This window comes from Arthrobacter sp. Marseille-P9274, from assembly GCF_946892675.1.
Classification (GTDB): domain Bacteria; phylum Actinomycetota; class Actinomycetes; order Actinomycetales; family Micrococcaceae; genus Crystallibacter.
In genome coordinates, this window is the sequence record NZ_CAMPOV010000005.1 from 53,840 (window position 1) to 68,481 (window position 14,642).

Sequence of the window (14,642 nt, forward strand, 5' to 3'; positions counted from 1 at the left end):
ATCGGCGAATGGTGCGGAAAAAGCCCACTCTCGTGAGCCTGGCGGAGGCCGTCGGGGTTTCTCGACAAACCGTCTCCAATGTTCTCAATAATCCCGAACGGGTCAAAGCGGAGACCCGGGACCGCGTGTTGCGCGCGATCGAAGAGAGCGGCTACCGGCCCAGCGCCGCGGCCCGGCAGTTGCGCACCCGCCGGTCGATGGACCTGGGCATGCGATTGCGCCCGGCTGCCGGCGGGATCAGCGGCTCGGTCCCGGACCGCCTGCTGCACGCGCTGACGGAGGCGGCCCAGGATTCGGGTTACCGGCTCACTCTCTACAGCGCAGACGACGACGGCGAAGAGATTGCGCGGATCGAGGACCTGCTGCACGCGGCCGACCTCGACGGCTTTGTCCTGACCGCCGCGCATGCCGGGGATCCCAGGGTGGAGTGGCTGCAGGAGCATGGCGTGCCGTTCGCCTGCTTTGGCCGCCCGGGCGGGGGGCCGGACCCCTTCGCGGTGCCCTATCCCTGGGTCGACGTCGACGGGGCGGCGGGCACGGCGGCGGCCACCCGGTTCCTGCGGGACCGCGGATACGCCGCCGTGGGGTTTGTAGGCTGGACGGCCGAGACGGGCCCCGGCGGGGAGCGGCGCGACGGCTGGCTGCGGGCCATGTCCGGGGGCCTGTCCGCCGGGAAGCTGGCAGAGCTGCAGGCGGCGGCAGAGGACACGGTCGAGGGCGGCGCCGATGCGGCGCGCCTGCTGCTGGAGCGAGGCGCCGAAGCCCTGGTCTGCGCGAGCGATTCGCTCGCGCTGGGGGCGTTCGCCTACCTGCGCAGCGCCGTGCCGGGGCGGACACCCGCCGTCGTCGGCTTTGACGACACTCCGGTCGCGGAAGCGGTCGGCCTCAGCAGCCTCTCGCCGCCGATCGCCCGGGCGGCCCGGCAGATCATCGACGTGCTGTCCCACCGCTTGGCCGGCCGGCCGGAGGGCCAGGGGCCGGAGCAGCATCTGCTGCTGGAACCCTCGCTGGTGGTGCGGACACCCCGCGATCTGGGCCGGCCCTCCTAGATATCGAAGCCGTCCCGCTCCGGTGCCTGGTCGCCCTCCGGAGTCCAGGTCAGCGTGATCTCCACCCCGCCGCGGATCGCCCCGATCACCAGCTTCAGGTCCTCGCCGTACAGATCTTCGTGGCTCACGTCCCCGCCGTCTTCGCGCCGCTGCTCGATGAGTTCCGTCAGGGCCGCCGCCATGGCCCGGCCCCAATCCTGCGGGTGGCGGCTGCTGGCTTCCGCCGAAGCGGTATATTTCCTGATCATCGGTGGGTCCCGTCCTCGCCGGCAAGGGGCATTCCGCCCCGGGCCGCGGTGGAATGATTGCGCGTCCGAATCTGCCCGCGATCCTGTGATGCAGATCTCACTAGGTTAGGATGGGGGATGCATCTTTGCCAATGACCGGGGCGGTTTACCCTGAACATGGCGATCGGGGAACGAGCCGTGCGAAGACCGTCCGAAGACAAGGAGACGCGATGGGAGACGATTTTCCCGCGAGCCGCGGCCCCGACGTTGCGGAGGCGCTGCGCCGGCAGATCTTTGCCGGGGCCCTCCCTCCGGGATCCCCGCTTGACGAGGCCCGGCTGTCGGAGGAGCTTCATGTGGCCGCCGGGCTTGTGCCCCAGGCGCTGGCGCAGCTGACCGACGAGGGGCTGGTGGAAACACTGCCGGACCAGACCCGGCAGATCGCCGTCGTCAATGAATTGCATGCCATCCAGCTGCTCGATGTCCTCGAAGTGGTGCTCGTGGCCGTCTTCGAACGCGCCGCCCCGAGGATCGGCAGCAGCGGCATTGCCGCCATGGAGGCGCGCGCCCGGCAGCTGGAGGACGCGCTCAACAGCGGGGATATGCCGGGGTCCCGGGAGATCCTGCTGGACCTGATCCGCATCATCATCGACGCCGCCGACCATGATGAGCTGCGCGCGGTGAATGAGCATGTCCTGAAGCGTTCGCTGGGACGGCTCTATCTGTACCGGCGCTCGGAGTTCTACTTCCTCTGGATCGACGGCTGGAAGGAATCGGTGGCGCTGCTGAAAGCGGATGAGCCGGACGCAGCGGTGCAGCGGCTGCGGCGCATGTTTTGGGTCCTTACCGAGGAGCTGCGCGGCAGCGGCTCGCCCGCGGAAGCCTAACCGGACTCAGGCAGCAGGTTCTCAGGCAACAGGTTCAGAGGAGGGTTTCCCGGGCGGCGCCGACCACGTCGAAGTTGGCCACCGTCGATTCCGCCCTGAGCACGAGGGTACGGGACTGCGTGCGCTGCGTGTCGGGTTCCACCACCGTCATCACGTACCGGCCCACGGGCGGCAGCCGCAGTTCGTACCTGCCCGCGTCATCGGTCCGGGTCGAGGCGATGTACTCCCCGGAATGCGCGCTCAGCGCGACCAGGGCTCCCGGCAGGGCCGCGCCGCCGCGCAGCACCCAGCCGGTGACGGTGAGCCGCTGGGTCAGCCTGATCCGTTCGTCGCGTTCCGTTCCCGTGAAGCGGACGACTTTCGACGTCGGCGCCCAGCCGTCGGCATTGGCCACCACCAGGTACTCCCCGGGGCCGGGGAGCGCGAGGGAGAATTCGCCGTCGTTGTTGGCCCGGCTCCAGTCCACGGGCTCGCCGGACGTCTTCATGACGGTGACCACCGCGTGGGCGATCGGCTGGCCGTCGGGGCGCTGCACCGTCCCGCCGACCACCGTCTCGGCGCTCTCGCCCGCCTGGGTAACCGCCGCCGCCCTTTCCGCGGGTGCGCCTTCCGGCACAGGTTCCGGAAGGACACGCGGGACGAACCCGACCACCGCGCAGGACGCGAGGGAAGCCAGCGCCGCCAGCCAGAACACGTCCTGGAACGCGGCCATGGAGGGGTAAACCGTGCCGCCGACGCTCACCGTCACGCCCGCCAGGATGGCGGCGACGGCGGCGCTGGAGGACGAGGTTCCGATGGCCCGCAGCAACGCGTTGAGGCCGTTCGCGGAGGCCGTCTCCGTGATCGGGACGTTGGCCATGATCAGGCTTGGCATCGCGGCATAGGCCACGGCCGAACCTATGCTCACGATCGTCGAACCAATGATGACCGCGGCGATGGAATCGCTGAAGAACACACGGCCGATATAGGCGGCGGCCATGATGGCCGAACCTGTGATCAGGGTGGCCTTTCCGCCGTAGCGGTTGATCAGGGCGCCTGAGACCGGAGAGAAGACCACCATGGCGAGCCCGGACGGAATCATGGCCAGCCCCGCGGCCACGGGATCCAGCCCGAAGCCGTGCCCGGAGGCGACCGGCAGCTGGAGCTGCTGGGTGCTCAACAGCATGTTGGCGAAGAGCGCGAAGCCGACCATGATGGAGCCGATGTTGGTCAGCAGCACCGGCCGCCGCGCGGAGGTACGCAGGTCGACCAGCGGCTGGCTGACTTTCAACGAGTACGGAATCCAGAGCGCCAGCCCCACGGCGGTGACGACGAAGAGCAGGATGGTCCGCTCGCTGCCCCAGCCCCAGCTGCCGCCTTTTGAGATGGCCAGCAGCAGCGCTGTCAGGATCACCGAGAGCATCACGGCTCCGAGGAAGTCGAAGCGGCCGCGCGTCATGACATCGGATTCGGAGACGACGGCGAACACCGCCACCAGGATCGCCGCGCCGACGGCGGCGGACAGCCAGAAGACGGATTCCCACCCGGCCTGCTGGTACAGGATCCCGCCCAACGGCAGTCCGAGCGCGCCGCCGATGCCCAGGGTCGCGCTCATCAGCGCGATGGCCGAGCTGACCTTTTCGCGCGGGAGCTCGTCGCGCATGATGCTGATGCCGACCGGGATCAGTGCGGAGGAAAAGCCCTGCAGGGAGCGGCCGGCCACGATGGTGGCAAAGTCCGAGCCGAGGGCGGCAACGATGGAGCCGGCCGTCATCAGCACGATGCAGACGAGCATCATGAGCCGCTTGCCGAACATGTCCGCCAGACGCGCCACGATGGGGGTGGCGACGGCGGAGGTCAAAAGCGTTGCCGTGACCAGCCAGGAAGCGTCGTCGGCGGAGACGCCGAGCAGTTGCTGGAACGCCGGCAGAAGCGGAACCACCATGGTCTGCTGCAGCGACACCGTCGTGCCGGCTAGGCACAGGACGGTGATGACGGCCCAGATAGGCATGCGCTTGCGCGCGGCGGCAGACTCAGGCATGCCACCAGAGTAGCGGCCGGCGGTGTCCGGACGGGGGCCGGAGCAGCCGTTCGAGGGAGAGCAAAATGTCGGATCCGGCGCCTAGGCTGAGGGTAGACGCAAGGAGGTCTGCATGCACTGCTCATTCGTTCCGCCTTATCTGCTCCGCCGCCTGGCCCTGCTGGAAGACCGGTCCTTCCTGCCCGTCGCGGAAGCGGCGCAGCGTGCCCTGGGCAGGGATGCGCTGATCCGGCGGCGCCGGAACGTGTCCTGCGCCCGGATGGCGGAGCTCCCGGGGATCCTGCCGTCAACCGGGTCGGGCGGGACGGGCCTGCATCCGACGCGGCAGATCAACGACGCGCAGCATCAGGAGCGGTTGCCGGGCGTCCGTGTCCGCACCGAGGGGGAGGCCGAAGTGCAGGATCCCGCCGTGAACGAGGCGTACGACGGGCTGGGCCACACCTTCGACCTGTACGCGCAGGCGTACGGGCGCAATTCGCTGGACGGTGCGGGCGAGATCCTGCGTGCCACCGTCCACTACGGCGAGGACTACGACAACGCCTTCTGGAACGGGACCAGGATGGTGTTCGGCGACGGCGACGGCAGGATCTTCCAGCGCTTCACCAAGTCGCTGTCGGTGGTCGGGCACGAACTGACCCACGGGGTGATGCAGCATACGGCCAATCTCGTGTACCAGGGCCAACCCGGGGCGCTGAACGAATCAGTGTCCGATGTCTTCGCGGCGCTGGTCGAACAGCACCGGCTCGGCCAGACCGCGGAGGAGGCGGACTGGCTGATCGGCGCGGGCCTGTTCACGGACGAGGTGAACGGCACCGCCCTGCGGTCGATGAAGGCGCCGGGCACCGCATACGACGACGATGTCATCGGCAAGGATCCGCAGCCGGCCACCATGGCGGGCTACGTGGACACCCGCGGTGACAACGGCGGCGTGCACCTGAACTCGGGCATCCCCAACCACGCCTTCTACCGGCTGGCGGTCCAGCTGGGCGGCAAGGCGTGGGAGCGGGCGGGGCAGATCTGGTACGACACGATCACTGGAGCCCTGCTCAGCCCCGACAGCGGTTTCGCGGCCTTTGCGGAGGCTACTGCGGCCGCGGCGGAAAGCCGCTACGGTAAGGAATCAGAGGAACTCAAGGCCGTCACGGCAGCCTGGACAGAGGTGGGCGTAGTGGAATGAAGATCGCCGTCAGGCGCACCGGCGGGTTCGCCGGACTGACTACGCGGTGGGCGGTGGACGTCGCCCAGCCGGAGCTGCGCGACGTCTGGATGCCGCTGATCGACTCGTGCCCGTGGGATGACGTGCCTGACGACGCCAACCAGCCCGACCGCTATGTCTACTCCATCATCGCGGGGGAGCACCAGGCGACGCTGCCTGAACGCCATGTGACCGGCCCTTGGCGGGCCTTGGTGGACAGAACCAGGGACGCCGCCCGCGCCGGCGGCCCAAGCGAAGCAGGCCGCTCCGGACCGGAACCAGCCGTGGACCGGGACGAGGACGTCCTGGAACCGGAACGGCCGGTGACGGAGCCGTCCCGAAGGGCTACCGAACCCGGGCAGAGGCTGTTCCCGCCGCCGCAGCACGGCCCTGGCGAAGACGGCCGCTAGCGTCGCACGCGGCTCCCCGCCGTCGTCGTAGGCTAGCTCCATGAAACTCAACGACCTGCTGATCGACGCCTACGGCCGCGCCCAGGAACGCGTCCACGACATCCTCGAAGGGCTGGAGCCGGAGCAACTCGCCGTGCGGCCGGGCGGGGGCGGGAACTCCATCGGCTGGCTCGTCTGGCACCTCTCGCGCGTGCAGGACGACCACATCGCCGACGTCGCCGGGACGGGGCAGAAGTGGACCGCGGGCGGATGGGCCGCGAAGATCGGCCTGCCATTGGAGGCCGGGGACACGGGCTTCGGGCACAGGTCCGGGCAGGTCGACAAGGTGCGCGTCGCTTCACCCGCGCTGCTGCGGGAGTACTTCGACGACGTCCACGCCGCGACCATCGAGTACCTGCGCGGACTAACCGAGGAGGACCTGGACCGCGTGGTGGACACGCGCTGGAACCCGCATGTGACGCTCGGCGTCCGGCTGGTGAGCGTCCTCGATGACTGTCTGGAGCACTGCGGCCAGGCCGCATATGTGAAGGGCATGCTCGGGCGCGGGGAAGCCTAGTTCCGCGCGCGGATTCCGGTTGCGCCGGCAGGATCCCGCCGGGCCGGCCCGAACGGTCGGTCGGAAAGGAGGTTGCGTTGTGCGGCGGAAAACCGCTAAGGTGTGAGTCGCGTCACTCGTGGCGCACTAGCTTGTGATCTGCGGCGGGAGAGTCCTGCCGGTGCAGGCGCCGAAGGAGCAAACCCTCCCCGGGAATCTCTCAGGCCCACGTACCGCCGCGGCGAGGCACCTCTGGAAAGCAGCTGCGCATCAGCGCGGCTCACCGTCGGGGCAAGGGCGCATGCAGCGATGCAGCACCCCGAATCTCTCAGGTTCCATACAGAGTGGGGAGGAACCCGAATCAACGTGGCGTACCTGCGCCACCTGACGTGATGGAGTTCCTGATGGCGATCCCGAGCGAGAGCGCCAACGCCCCCCAACCAAGGCGCAGCTGCGCCTACCCCCTCCATCCGGCCCTGGCCCCCTGACTGGACCACTGCCGACCTCTATTTCCGCGCGGACAAGGGCTGGGCTTTCGGCTGACATCCGGCTGTCCTGCATCGTGCCCAAGAGGAACGAAACCCTGTCAAATCAAGGAGCTGTACGTGAAAACTGATGCCGTCTCGACTGAGAAGGCGCCCCATCTGGAGCGCCAGCTCAGCAACAGGCACATCCAGCTGATCGCCATCGGAGGTGCGATCGGCACCGGCCTGTTCATGGGTTCGGGCAAGACGATCTCCGTTGCGGGTCCGTCCGTAATCTTCGTCTACATGATCATCGGCTTCATGCTGTTCTTCGTCATGCGGGCGATGGGCGAGCTGCTGCTGAGCAACCTCAACTACAAGTCCTTCAGTGACTTCGCCGGCGACCTCCTCGGTCCCTGGGCCGGGTTCTTCACCGGCTGGACCTACTGGTTCTGCTGGGTCGTCACCGGCATCGCGGACGTCATCGCCATCGCCGGCTACGCCAATGAATTGGTGCCGGGCATCCAGCTCTGGATCCCGGGCGTGTTCACCGTGGCCGTCCTGCTGTTGCTGAACCTGGCCACCGTCAAGGCGTTCGGCGAGACCGAGTTCTGGTTCGCCCTGATCAAGATCGTCGCCATCGTGGCGCTGATCGTCACCGGCCTGGTCATGATCTTCACCGGTTTCGAGTCCGATGCCGGCCCGGCCTCCTTCAGCAACCTGTGGAGCCACGGCGGCTTCTTCCCGCAGGAGTTCATGGGCTTCGTGGCGGGCTTCCAGATCGCAGTCTTCGCCTTCGTGGGCATCGAACTGGTGGGTACGACGGCGGCGGAAGCCAAGGATCCGGAGAAGAACCTTCCCAAGGCCATCAACTCCATCCCCGTCCGCGTGCTGCTCTTCTACGTAGGCGCCCTGGTCATCCTGATGGCCGTCACCCCGTGGACCGAGTTCCAGGCCGGGCACAGCCCCTTCATCGGCATGTTCTCGCTGGCAGGACTCGGGATGGCCGCCACCATCGTCAACCTCGTGGTGCTGACCTCGGCAATGTCCTCGGCCAACTCCGGCGTCTACTCGACCTCCCGCATGGTGTTCGGCCTCGCCCAGGAAGGCGACGCTCCGACCACCCTCGGCAAGCTCTCCTCGCGCAAGGTTCCGCAGAACGCACTGTTCCTGTCCTGCGTCCTGCTGCTCGCCGGCGTCGTCCTCCTCTACGCGGGCGACAGCATCGCCCTGGCGTTCGAAATGGTTACCACGGTCTCCGCGGTCTGCTTCATGTTCGTCTGGTCCATCATCCTGGCCAGCTACCTCGCCTTCCGGAAGCGCCGGGCGCAGCTGCACAATGAGTCCAAGTTCAAGATGCCCGGCGGCATCGCGATGGTCTGGGTGGTGTTCGCGTTCTTCGCCTTCGTCCTCTGGGCCCTGACCACGCAGCCGGACACGCTCACCGCGCTGCTGGTGACCCCGCTCTGGTTCGTCGTCCTCGGCGTCGCCTGGGCCATCCTGCGCCGGCGTCCGGTGCACATGGCACGGGCGGAGATGTTCCGGGCCCAGCTGCGCGAGCAAGAGGCGCAGCAGGAAAGCCCCGCAGACGTGCACTGACCCCGCACGTCGGTCCGGCAGGCCGCCGCGGAGACCCCGCGGCGGCCTGCCCTGAACGGGCTGTCACCGGGCGGCGACCTTCTTGTGGAGGCCGGTCCGGAACGGTTACGATGCTCACATCGACAATAACTGAATCATGCCTTCGACATGCGGCGGGAGAGTCCTGCTGGTGCTAGTCAGCAGGCGCCGTAGGAGCAATACCTCCCCAGGAATCTCTCAGGCACCTGTACCGCCGCGGAGAGGCAACTCTGGAAAGCAGCCGGACACATGAAACCGGCTCACCGACGGTGCAAGCGGATTCGTTCCGCGGAATCTCTCAGGTCCAATACAGAGTGGGGAGGGACCCGATCCACATGGCGTGCCACGCATGCCAGCCCAATTAACGGAGTTCCTTCATGACGGTTCAACCCACCATCGCCCCTTTTGCCGAGCGCCATATCGGCCCGCGCAGCAGCGACGCCGAGACGATGCTCAAGCAGGTTGGCTACGCCAGCCTCGACGAGTTGGTTGACACGGCAGTTCCCGCCGACATCCGCCAGCAGGCCCCGCTGGACCTGCCGGCGGCCCGTAGCGAAGCCGAGGTGCTGGCCGACCTGCGCGCACTGGCAGCCAAGAACATCACGGCGGTCCAAATGATCGGCCAGGGCTACTACGACACGATCACGCCGCCGGTCATCCGCCGCAACGTCGTCGAATCCCCTGCCTGGTACACCGCGTACACGCCGTACCAGCCGGAAATCTCCCAGGGCCGGCTCGAAGCGCTGCTGAACTTCCAGACCATGGTCGAGGACCTGACCGGCCTGGCCATCGCCAACGCCTCCTTGCTGGACGAAGCCACCGCCGTCGCCGAGGCCGTGCTGCTCATGCGCCGCGGCAACAAGAAGCACGCCGACGGCAAGACCGTCCTGGACGCCGACCTGCTGCCGCAGACGATCGCCGTCGTCAAGGGCCGCGCCGAGGCACTCGGCTTCGAGGTCGAGGTCGCCGACCTGACCGCCGGCCTGCCCGAGGGCGACCTGTCCGGCATCGTGCTCCAGCAGCCGGGCGTCTCCGGCCGCGTGGCCGACCACACCCAGGTGATCGCCGAAGCGAAGGAACGCGGCGCCATGGTCACCGTCGCCGCCGACCTGCTGGCGCTGACCCTGATTACGCCTCCCGGCGAGCAGGGCGCGGACATCGCCGTCGGCAATTCGCAGCGCTTCGGCGTGCCGCTGTTCTACGGCGGCCCGCACGCCGCGTACATGGCCGTGCACAAGGGCCTGGAGCGCCAGCTGCCCGGACGCCTGGTCGGCGTTTCCAAGGACTCCGCCGGACGCCCGGCCTACCGCCTGGCCCTGCAGACCCGCGAGCAGCACATCCGCCGCGAGAAGGCCACCTCCAACATCTGCACCGCGCAGGCACTGCTGGCCATCGTGTCCGGCATGTACGCCGTCTACCACGGTCCCGAGGGGCTCAAGGCCATCGCCCAGCGCGCCAACGCGCAGGCCCGCACGCTCGCCACCGTGCTGCGCGACGCCGGACTGGAACTCGCCGCCGAGCAGTTCTTCGACACCCTCACCGTCAAGGTTCCGGGCAAGGCTGCCGAGGTCATCGCCGCGGCGGAGGCCAAGGGCATCAACCTGCGGGTCATCGACGGGGACCACGTGGGCATTTCCACCGGTGAATCGACGACGGCGGAGCACCTGGCTGCCGTGGCCGAGTCCTTCGGCGTGGACGGCGCCGCCGAGCGCATCGCCGCCGCGGCCGGCTCCGGCCTGGGCTTCGAGTTGGATGCGTCCGTGCAGCGGACCTCGTCCTACCTGAACCACCCGGTCTTCCACAGCCACCGTTCGGAAACCCAGATGCTGCGCTACCTGCGCCGCCTCTCCGACCGCGACCTGGCGCTGGACCGCACCATGATTCCGCTGGGCTCCTGCACCATGAAGCTCAACGCCACGGCCGAGATGGAATCCATGACGTGGCCGGAGTTCGCCACCATCCACCCCTTCGCCCCGGACCACCAGACCCAGGGCTGGCGCGAGCTGATCGAGGACCTGGAGGCGCGGCTGTCCGCGATCACCGGCTATGCCGGCGTGTCCATCCAGCCGAACGCCGGTTCGCAGGGCGAGTACGCCGGCCTGCTGGCCATCCGCCGGTACCACCTGTCCCAGGGCAACGAGCAGCGCAACATCTGCCTGATCCCGGCCTCCGCGCACGGCACCAACGCTGCCTCGGCAGTGCTGGCCGGCATGAAGGTCGTTGTCGTCGCGACGGCTTCCGACGGCACGATCGACCACGCGGACCTCGACGCCAAGATCGAGCAGCACAAGGACAACCTGGCTGCCATCATGATCACCTACCCGTCCACGCACGGCGTGTACGACGCCGACGTCCGCCAGGTCTGCGATGCCGTGCACGCGGCAGGCGGGCAGGTCTACATCGACGGCGCCAACCTGAATGCGCTGGTCGGCCTCGCCCAGCCCGGCAAGTTCGGCGGGGACGTCTCCCACCTGAACCTGCACAAGACCTTCTGCATCCCGCACGGCGGCGGCGGCCCCGGCGTCGGCCCGGTCGCAGTGGCGGAGCACCTGGTGCCGTTCCTGCCCGGCAATGCGGCGCTGGCCGAGCACGAAGGCAAGGGCGTCCCGGTTTCGGCCTCGAAGTACGGCTCCGCGGGCGTGCTGCAGATCTCGTGGGCCTACGTGGCCATGATGGGCGGAGAGGGCCTGACCAACGCCACCAAGACGGCGCTGCTGGCCGCGAACTACATCGCGTCCCGCCTGAACGAGCACTTCCCGGTGCTCTACACCGGCAATAAGGGCCTGGTCGCCCACGAGTGCATCCTGGATCTGCGCGAGCTCACCTCCAAGTCCGGCGTCACCGCCGAGGACGTGGCCAAGCGCCTGATCGACTACGGCTTCCATGCCCCGACGCTGGCCTTCCCGGTGGCGGGCACGCTGATGGTGGAGCCGACCGAGTCCGAGGACCTGGCCGAGATCGAGCGCTTCATCGAGGCCATGATCGCTATCCGCGGCGAAATCGAGCAGGTCATCAAGGGTGACTTCGGTGTCGAGGAGAGCCCGCTGCGGCTGTCCCCGCACACCGCGGCCGCCGTGGTCAGCAGCGACTGGGACCGCAAGTACTCCCGCGAGCAGGCCGTGTTCCCGCTGCCGAACCTGAAGGTGGACAAGTACTTCGCTCCGGTCGGCCGCATCGACGGCGCGGCCGGAGACCGGAACCTGATCTGTTCCTGCCCGCCCATCGAAGAATTCGCCGAGTCGGCCAACTAACGAAAAGGTTCCGTAGAGACCATGAATGCTGAAACCACCACGCAGCGCTATACCGCACTGTACGAAGAGCACCAGAAGCTCGGCGCGTCCTTCACGGACTTCGGCGGCTGGCAGATGCCGCTGAAGTACAGCAGCGAACTGGCCGAGCACCACGCCGTCCGCAAGACGGCCGGGCTGTTCGACCTCTCCCATATGGGCGAGCTATGGGTCACCGGCCCGGACGCAGCGAAGTTCCTCGACTACGCCCTGGTGGGCAAGCTGTCGGCGATCGCCGTCGGCAAGGCCAAGTACTCGCTGATCTGCAACCAGGACGGCGGTATCATCGACGACCTGATCAGCTACCGGCGCGGTGACGACCGCTACCTCGTGGTGCCGAACGCAGGCAACGCGGACGCGGTCTTCGAGGCGATGGCCGAGCGGGCCAAGGACTTCGACGTCACCGTGGAGAACGCCACGGCCGCCACCTCCCTGGTGGCTGTCCAGGGTCCGGACTCGGTGGACATCCTGCACAAGCTGGTCCCGGCCGCCGAGGCCGGCGTCGTCAGCGACATGAAGTACTACGCCGCGGAGGACGTCACCTTCACCGTGGGCGGCGCCCCGGCCAAGCTGCTGCTGGCCCGCACCGGTTACACCGGCGAGGACGGCTTCGAGATCTACGTGCCGAACGAGCAGGCCGCCGCGCTGTGGACCGCGCTGCTGGAAGCCGGCAAGGAGCACGGCCTGGTTCCGGCCGGCCTCGCCTGCCGCGACTCCCTCCGCCTCGAGGCCGGAATGCCGCTGTACGGCAACGAGCTCTCCCTCGAGTTCAGCCCGTACGATGCAGGCCTCGGCCCCGTCGTCGCGCTGAAGAAGGAAGGCGAATTCGTCGGCCGCGCGGCGCTGGTAGCCCAGAAGGAGAAGGGCTCTGCACGCAAGCTTGTCGGGCTCAAGGGCCTCGGCCGCCGCGCGGGACGCGCCCACTACCCGGTGCTGAAGGACGGCAAGACGGTCGGCGAGGTTACCTCCGGCCAGCCGAGCCCGACCCTCGGCTACCCGGTTGCCCTGGCGTACGTGGACGCCGAGTTCGCCGAGCCGGGCACCAAGCTGGACATCGACCTGCGTGGAAAGGCAGAGCCCTTCGAGGTCGTCGGCCTGCCCTTCTACAAGCGCGAAAAGTAACAAAACCACCGGCGGCTCAGGATCCGGCAACAAGGCTGAACGCCGACGCGTAGCCTTGTTGCCGGGTCCCGTCCGGTGCCACCCGTTTTCCATCACCTTCTGTTTGAAAGGGTTCCTCCCAATGAGCAAAGTCCTGTCCAGCCTGCGCTACTCCGCCGAGCACGAGTGGGTAGACGGCGCCAGCCCCGTTAAGGTCGGCATCTCCCAGATCGCGGCCGACGCGCTGGGCGACGTCGTCTACGTTGACCTGCCAGAGGCCGGCTCCGCCGTCAGCGCGGGCGAGACCTGTGGCGAGGTCGAGTCGACCAAGTCCGTCTCCGACCTCTACGCTCCGGTGACCGGAACCGTGGTCGAGGTCAACCAGGCCGCCATCGACGACCCGGCCCTGCTGAACTCCGACCCGTACGGCGAGGGCTGGCTCTTCACCGTCGAGGTCTCCGAAGAGGGCCCGCTGCTCTCCGCCGACGAGTACGCTTCGGCAAACGGCGGTGAGGTCGCATGACGCAGGCACTCACGGCGGTCACCAGCGCCAGCCTGAACGCTGACCTGGGCGCCCTCGATCCGGAGATCGCCGCCCAGATCGACAACGAGCTGCGCCGCCAGCAGGGCGGCCTGGAAATGATCGCCTCGGAGAACCACACCGCCGTCGCCGTGATGCAGGCGCAGGGCTCGGTCGTCACCAACAAGTACGCCGAGGGCTACCCGGGCCGCCGCTACTACGGCGGCTGCGAATACGTGGATGTCATCGAGCAGCTGGCGATCGACCGGGTGAAGGCGCTCTTCGGAGCCGGTTTCGCCAACGTCCAGCCGCACTCCGGCGCGCAAGCCAACGCCTCCGTCATGCACGCGCTGATCAAGCCCGGCGATACCATCCTGGGCCTGAACCTGGCGCACGGCGGCCACCTGACGCACGGGATGAAGATCAACTTCTCCGGCAAGCTCTACAACGTCGTGGCCTACGGTGTCTCCGAGCAGGACTACCTGATCGACATGGCCGAGGTCGAGCGCCTGGCGCAGGAGCACAAGCCGCAGCTGATCGTCGCAGGCTGGTCCGCCTACCCGCGGCAGCTGGACTTCGCCGAGTTCCGCCGGATCGCCGATTCCGTGGGCGCTTACCTCATGGTGGACATGGCGCACTTCGCCGGACTGGTCGCCACCGGGCTGCACCCGTCGCCGGTCCCGCACGCCCACGTGGTCACGTCCACCACGCACAAGACCCTCGCGGGTCCGCGCGGCGGCATCATCCTGACCAACGAGGCGGACATCGCCAAGAAGATCAACTCGGCGGTGTTCCCGGGCCAGCAGGGCGGCCCGCTTGAGCACGTCATCGCGGGCAAGGCGGTGGCGTTCAAGATTGCCGCATCGGAGGAATTCGCCGAGCGCCAGCGCCGCACCCTGGCCGGTTCGAAGGCCCTCGCCGAGCGCCTGTCGCAGCCGGACGTGGCCGCGAAGGGCGTCACCGTCCTGACCGGCGGCACGGACGTGCACCTGGTCCTGGTGGACCTGCGCAACTCCGAGCTGGACGGGCAGCAGGCGGAGGATCTGCTCGCCGCGATCGACATCACCGTCAACCGCAACGCCGTCCCGTTCGACCCGCGGCCGCCGATGGTGACCTCGGGCCTGCGGATCGGCACCCCGGCGCTGGCTACCCGTGGGTTCAGCGAGGAGGCGTTCCGCGAGGTCGCCGACATCATCGCCGAGGCGCTCATCGCCGGTCCGGATGCGGACCTCTCGGGCCTGAAGGCCCGGGTTGACGCCCTGGCGGAAGCACATCCCTTGTACCCGGACGTCGCTCCGGTCTCCAAGGAAACCGAAGGGCACTAGGAGGC

The 14,642-nt window shown here is 68.2% G+C and carries 12 protein-coding genes and 2 riboswitches; of the genes, 10 read left to right on the forward strand and 2 right to left on the reverse strand.

The window, feature by feature from the left end; genetic code table 11:
• The first annotated feature begins 8 nt into the window (after positions 1-8).
• Complete coding sequence (locus tag OC550_RS21305; RefSeq protein WP_262107958.1) at positions 9-1,049, forward strand: LacI family DNA-binding transcriptional regulator; 1,041 nt, start codon at positions 9-11, stop codon at positions 1,047-1,049.
• Here OC550_RS21305 and OC550_RS21310 read toward each other — a convergent pair.
• Positions 1,046-1,297: a hypothetical protein gene (locus OC550_RS21310; RefSeq protein ID WP_262107959.1), complete on the reverse strand. Its 252-nt coding sequence runs from the start codon at positions 1,295-1,297 to the stop codon at positions 1,046-1,048. The genes OC550_RS21305 and OC550_RS21310 overlap by 4 nt on opposite strands.
• A 209-nt stretch (positions 1,298-1,506) precedes the next feature.
• On the opposite strand from OC550_RS21310, the gene OC550_RS21315 reads away from it, so the two are divergent.
• Positions 1,507-2,163 carry a GntR family transcriptional regulator gene (locus OC550_RS21315; RefSeq protein ID WP_262107960.1) on the forward strand — a complete coding sequence of 219 codons (657 nt, stop codon included), beginning with the start codon at positions 1,507-1,509 and terminating at the stop codon, positions 2,161-2,163.
• A gap of 34 nt (positions 2,164-2,197) precedes the next feature.
• Here the strand turns inward: OC550_RS21315 and OC550_RS21320 are convergent, their stop codons facing one another.
• A complete protein-coding gene (locus OC550_RS21320) occupies positions 2,198-4,183 on the reverse strand; it encodes an MFS transporter (protein WP_262107961.1) in 1,986 nt (661 codons plus the stop codon).
• 112 nt (positions 4,184-4,295) lie between these two features.
• Between OC550_RS21320 and OC550_RS21325 the strand changes: the two genes are divergently transcribed.
• The 8 genes from OC550_RS21325 (at position 4,296) to glyA (ending at position 14,637) form a co-directional block, all read left to right on the forward strand.
• A complete protein-coding gene (locus OC550_RS21325; RefSeq protein ID WP_262107962.1) occupies positions 4,296-5,360 on the forward strand; it encodes a M4 family metallopeptidase in 1,065 nt (354 codons plus the stop codon).
• A complete protein-coding gene (locus OC550_RS22330) occupies positions 5,357-5,788 on the forward strand; it encodes a protealysin inhibitor emfourin (RefSeq protein WP_306556952.1) in 432 nt (143 codons plus the stop codon). Before OC550_RS21325 ends, OC550_RS22330 begins: the two co-directional genes overlap by 4 nt.
• A 40-nt stretch (positions 5,789-5,828) precedes the next feature.
• On the forward strand, positions 5,829-6,344 hold the full coding sequence (locus OC550_RS21335) for a DinB family protein (protein WP_262107963.1): 516 nt from the start codon (positions 5,829-5,831) through the stop codon (positions 6,342-6,344).
• A gap of 134 nt (positions 6,345-6,478) precedes the next feature.
• Positions 6,479-6,569: riboswitch (glycine riboswitch) on the forward strand.
• Positions 6,570-6,928: 359 nt separating this feature from the next.
• Positions 6,929-8,386 (forward strand): D-serine/D-alanine/glycine transporter, encoded by a 1,458-nt coding sequence (gene cycA / locus OC550_RS21340; RefSeq protein ID WP_262107964.1) that lies wholly within the window; start codon positions 6,929-6,931, stop codon positions 8,384-8,386.
• Between the two features lie 143 nt (positions 8,387-8,529).
• Positions 8,530-8,628: riboswitch (glycine riboswitch) on the forward strand.
• Between the two features lie 153 nt (positions 8,629-8,781).
• Positions 8,782-11,655, forward strand: coding sequence for an aminomethyl-transferring glycine dehydrogenase (gcvP, locus tag OC550_RS21345; RefSeq protein ID WP_262107965.1), 2,874 nt, complete (start codon positions 8,782-8,784; stop codon positions 11,653-11,655).
• A gap of 21 nt (positions 11,656-11,676) precedes the next feature.
• Positions 11,677-12,813 carry a glycine cleavage system aminomethyltransferase GcvT gene (gene gcvT, locus OC550_RS21350; RefSeq protein ID WP_262107966.1) on the forward strand — a complete coding sequence of 379 codons (1,137 nt, stop codon included), beginning with the start codon at positions 11,677-11,679 and terminating at the stop codon, positions 12,811-12,813.
• A 121-nt stretch (positions 12,814-12,934) separates the two neighbouring features.
• Entirely contained in the window at positions 12,935-13,315 is a 381-nt protein-coding gene (gene gcvH / locus OC550_RS21355) for a glycine cleavage system protein GcvH (RefSeq protein ID WP_262107967.1), read from the forward strand.
• On the forward strand, positions 13,312-14,637 hold the full coding sequence (gene glyA, locus OC550_RS21360; RefSeq protein WP_262107968.1) for a serine hydroxymethyltransferase: 1,326 nt from the start codon (positions 13,312-13,314) through the stop codon (positions 14,635-14,637). Before gcvH ends, glyA begins: the two co-directional genes overlap by 4 nt.
• Positions 14,638-14,642 lie beyond the last annotated feature (5 nt).

Excerpts from the sequence above, each read along its gene's own strand:
- OC550_RS21335 (WP_262107963.1), top strand. The coding sequence starts at position 5,829 with ATGAAACTCAACGACCTGCTGATCGACGCCTACGGCCGCGCCCAGGAA.
- gcvT (WP_262107966.1), top strand. The coding sequence starts at position 11,677 with ATGAATGCTGAAACCACCACGCAGCGCTATACCGCACTGTACGAAGAG.
- OC550_RS21310 (WP_262107959.1), bottom strand. The coding sequence starts at position 1,297 with ATGATCAGGAAATATACCGCTTCGGCGGAAGCCAGCAGCCGCCACCCG.
- OC550_RS21305 (WP_262107958.1), top strand. The coding sequence starts at position 9 with ATGGTGCGGAAAAAGCCCACTCTCGTGAGCCTGGCGGAGGCCGTCGGG.
- glyA (WP_262107968.1), top strand. The coding sequence starts at position 13,312 with ATGACGCAGGCACTCACGGCGGTCACCAGCGCCAGCCTGAACGCTGAC.
- gcvP (WP_262107965.1), top strand. The coding sequence starts at position 8,782 with ATGACGGTTCAACCCACCATCGCCCCTTTTGCCGAGCGCCATATCGGC.
- gcvH (WP_262107967.1), top strand. The coding sequence starts at position 12,935 with ATGAGCAAAGTCCTGTCCAGCCTGCGCTACTCCGCCGAGCACGAGTGG.
- OC550_RS21315 (WP_262107960.1), top strand. The coding sequence starts at position 1,507 with ATGGGAGACGATTTTCCCGCGAGCCGCGGCCCCGACGTTGCGGAGGCG.
- OC550_RS21320 (WP_262107961.1), bottom strand. The coding sequence starts at position 4,183 with ATGCCTGAGTCTGCCGCCGCGCGCAAGCGCATGCCTATCTGGGCCGTC.
- OC550_RS21325 (WP_262107962.1), top strand. The coding sequence starts at position 4,296 with ATGCACTGCTCATTCGTTCCGCCTTATCTGCTCCGCCGCCTGGCCCTG.
- OC550_RS22330 (WP_306556952.1), top strand. The coding sequence starts at position 5,357 with ATGAAGATCGCCGTCAGGCGCACCGGCGGGTTCGCCGGACTGACTACG.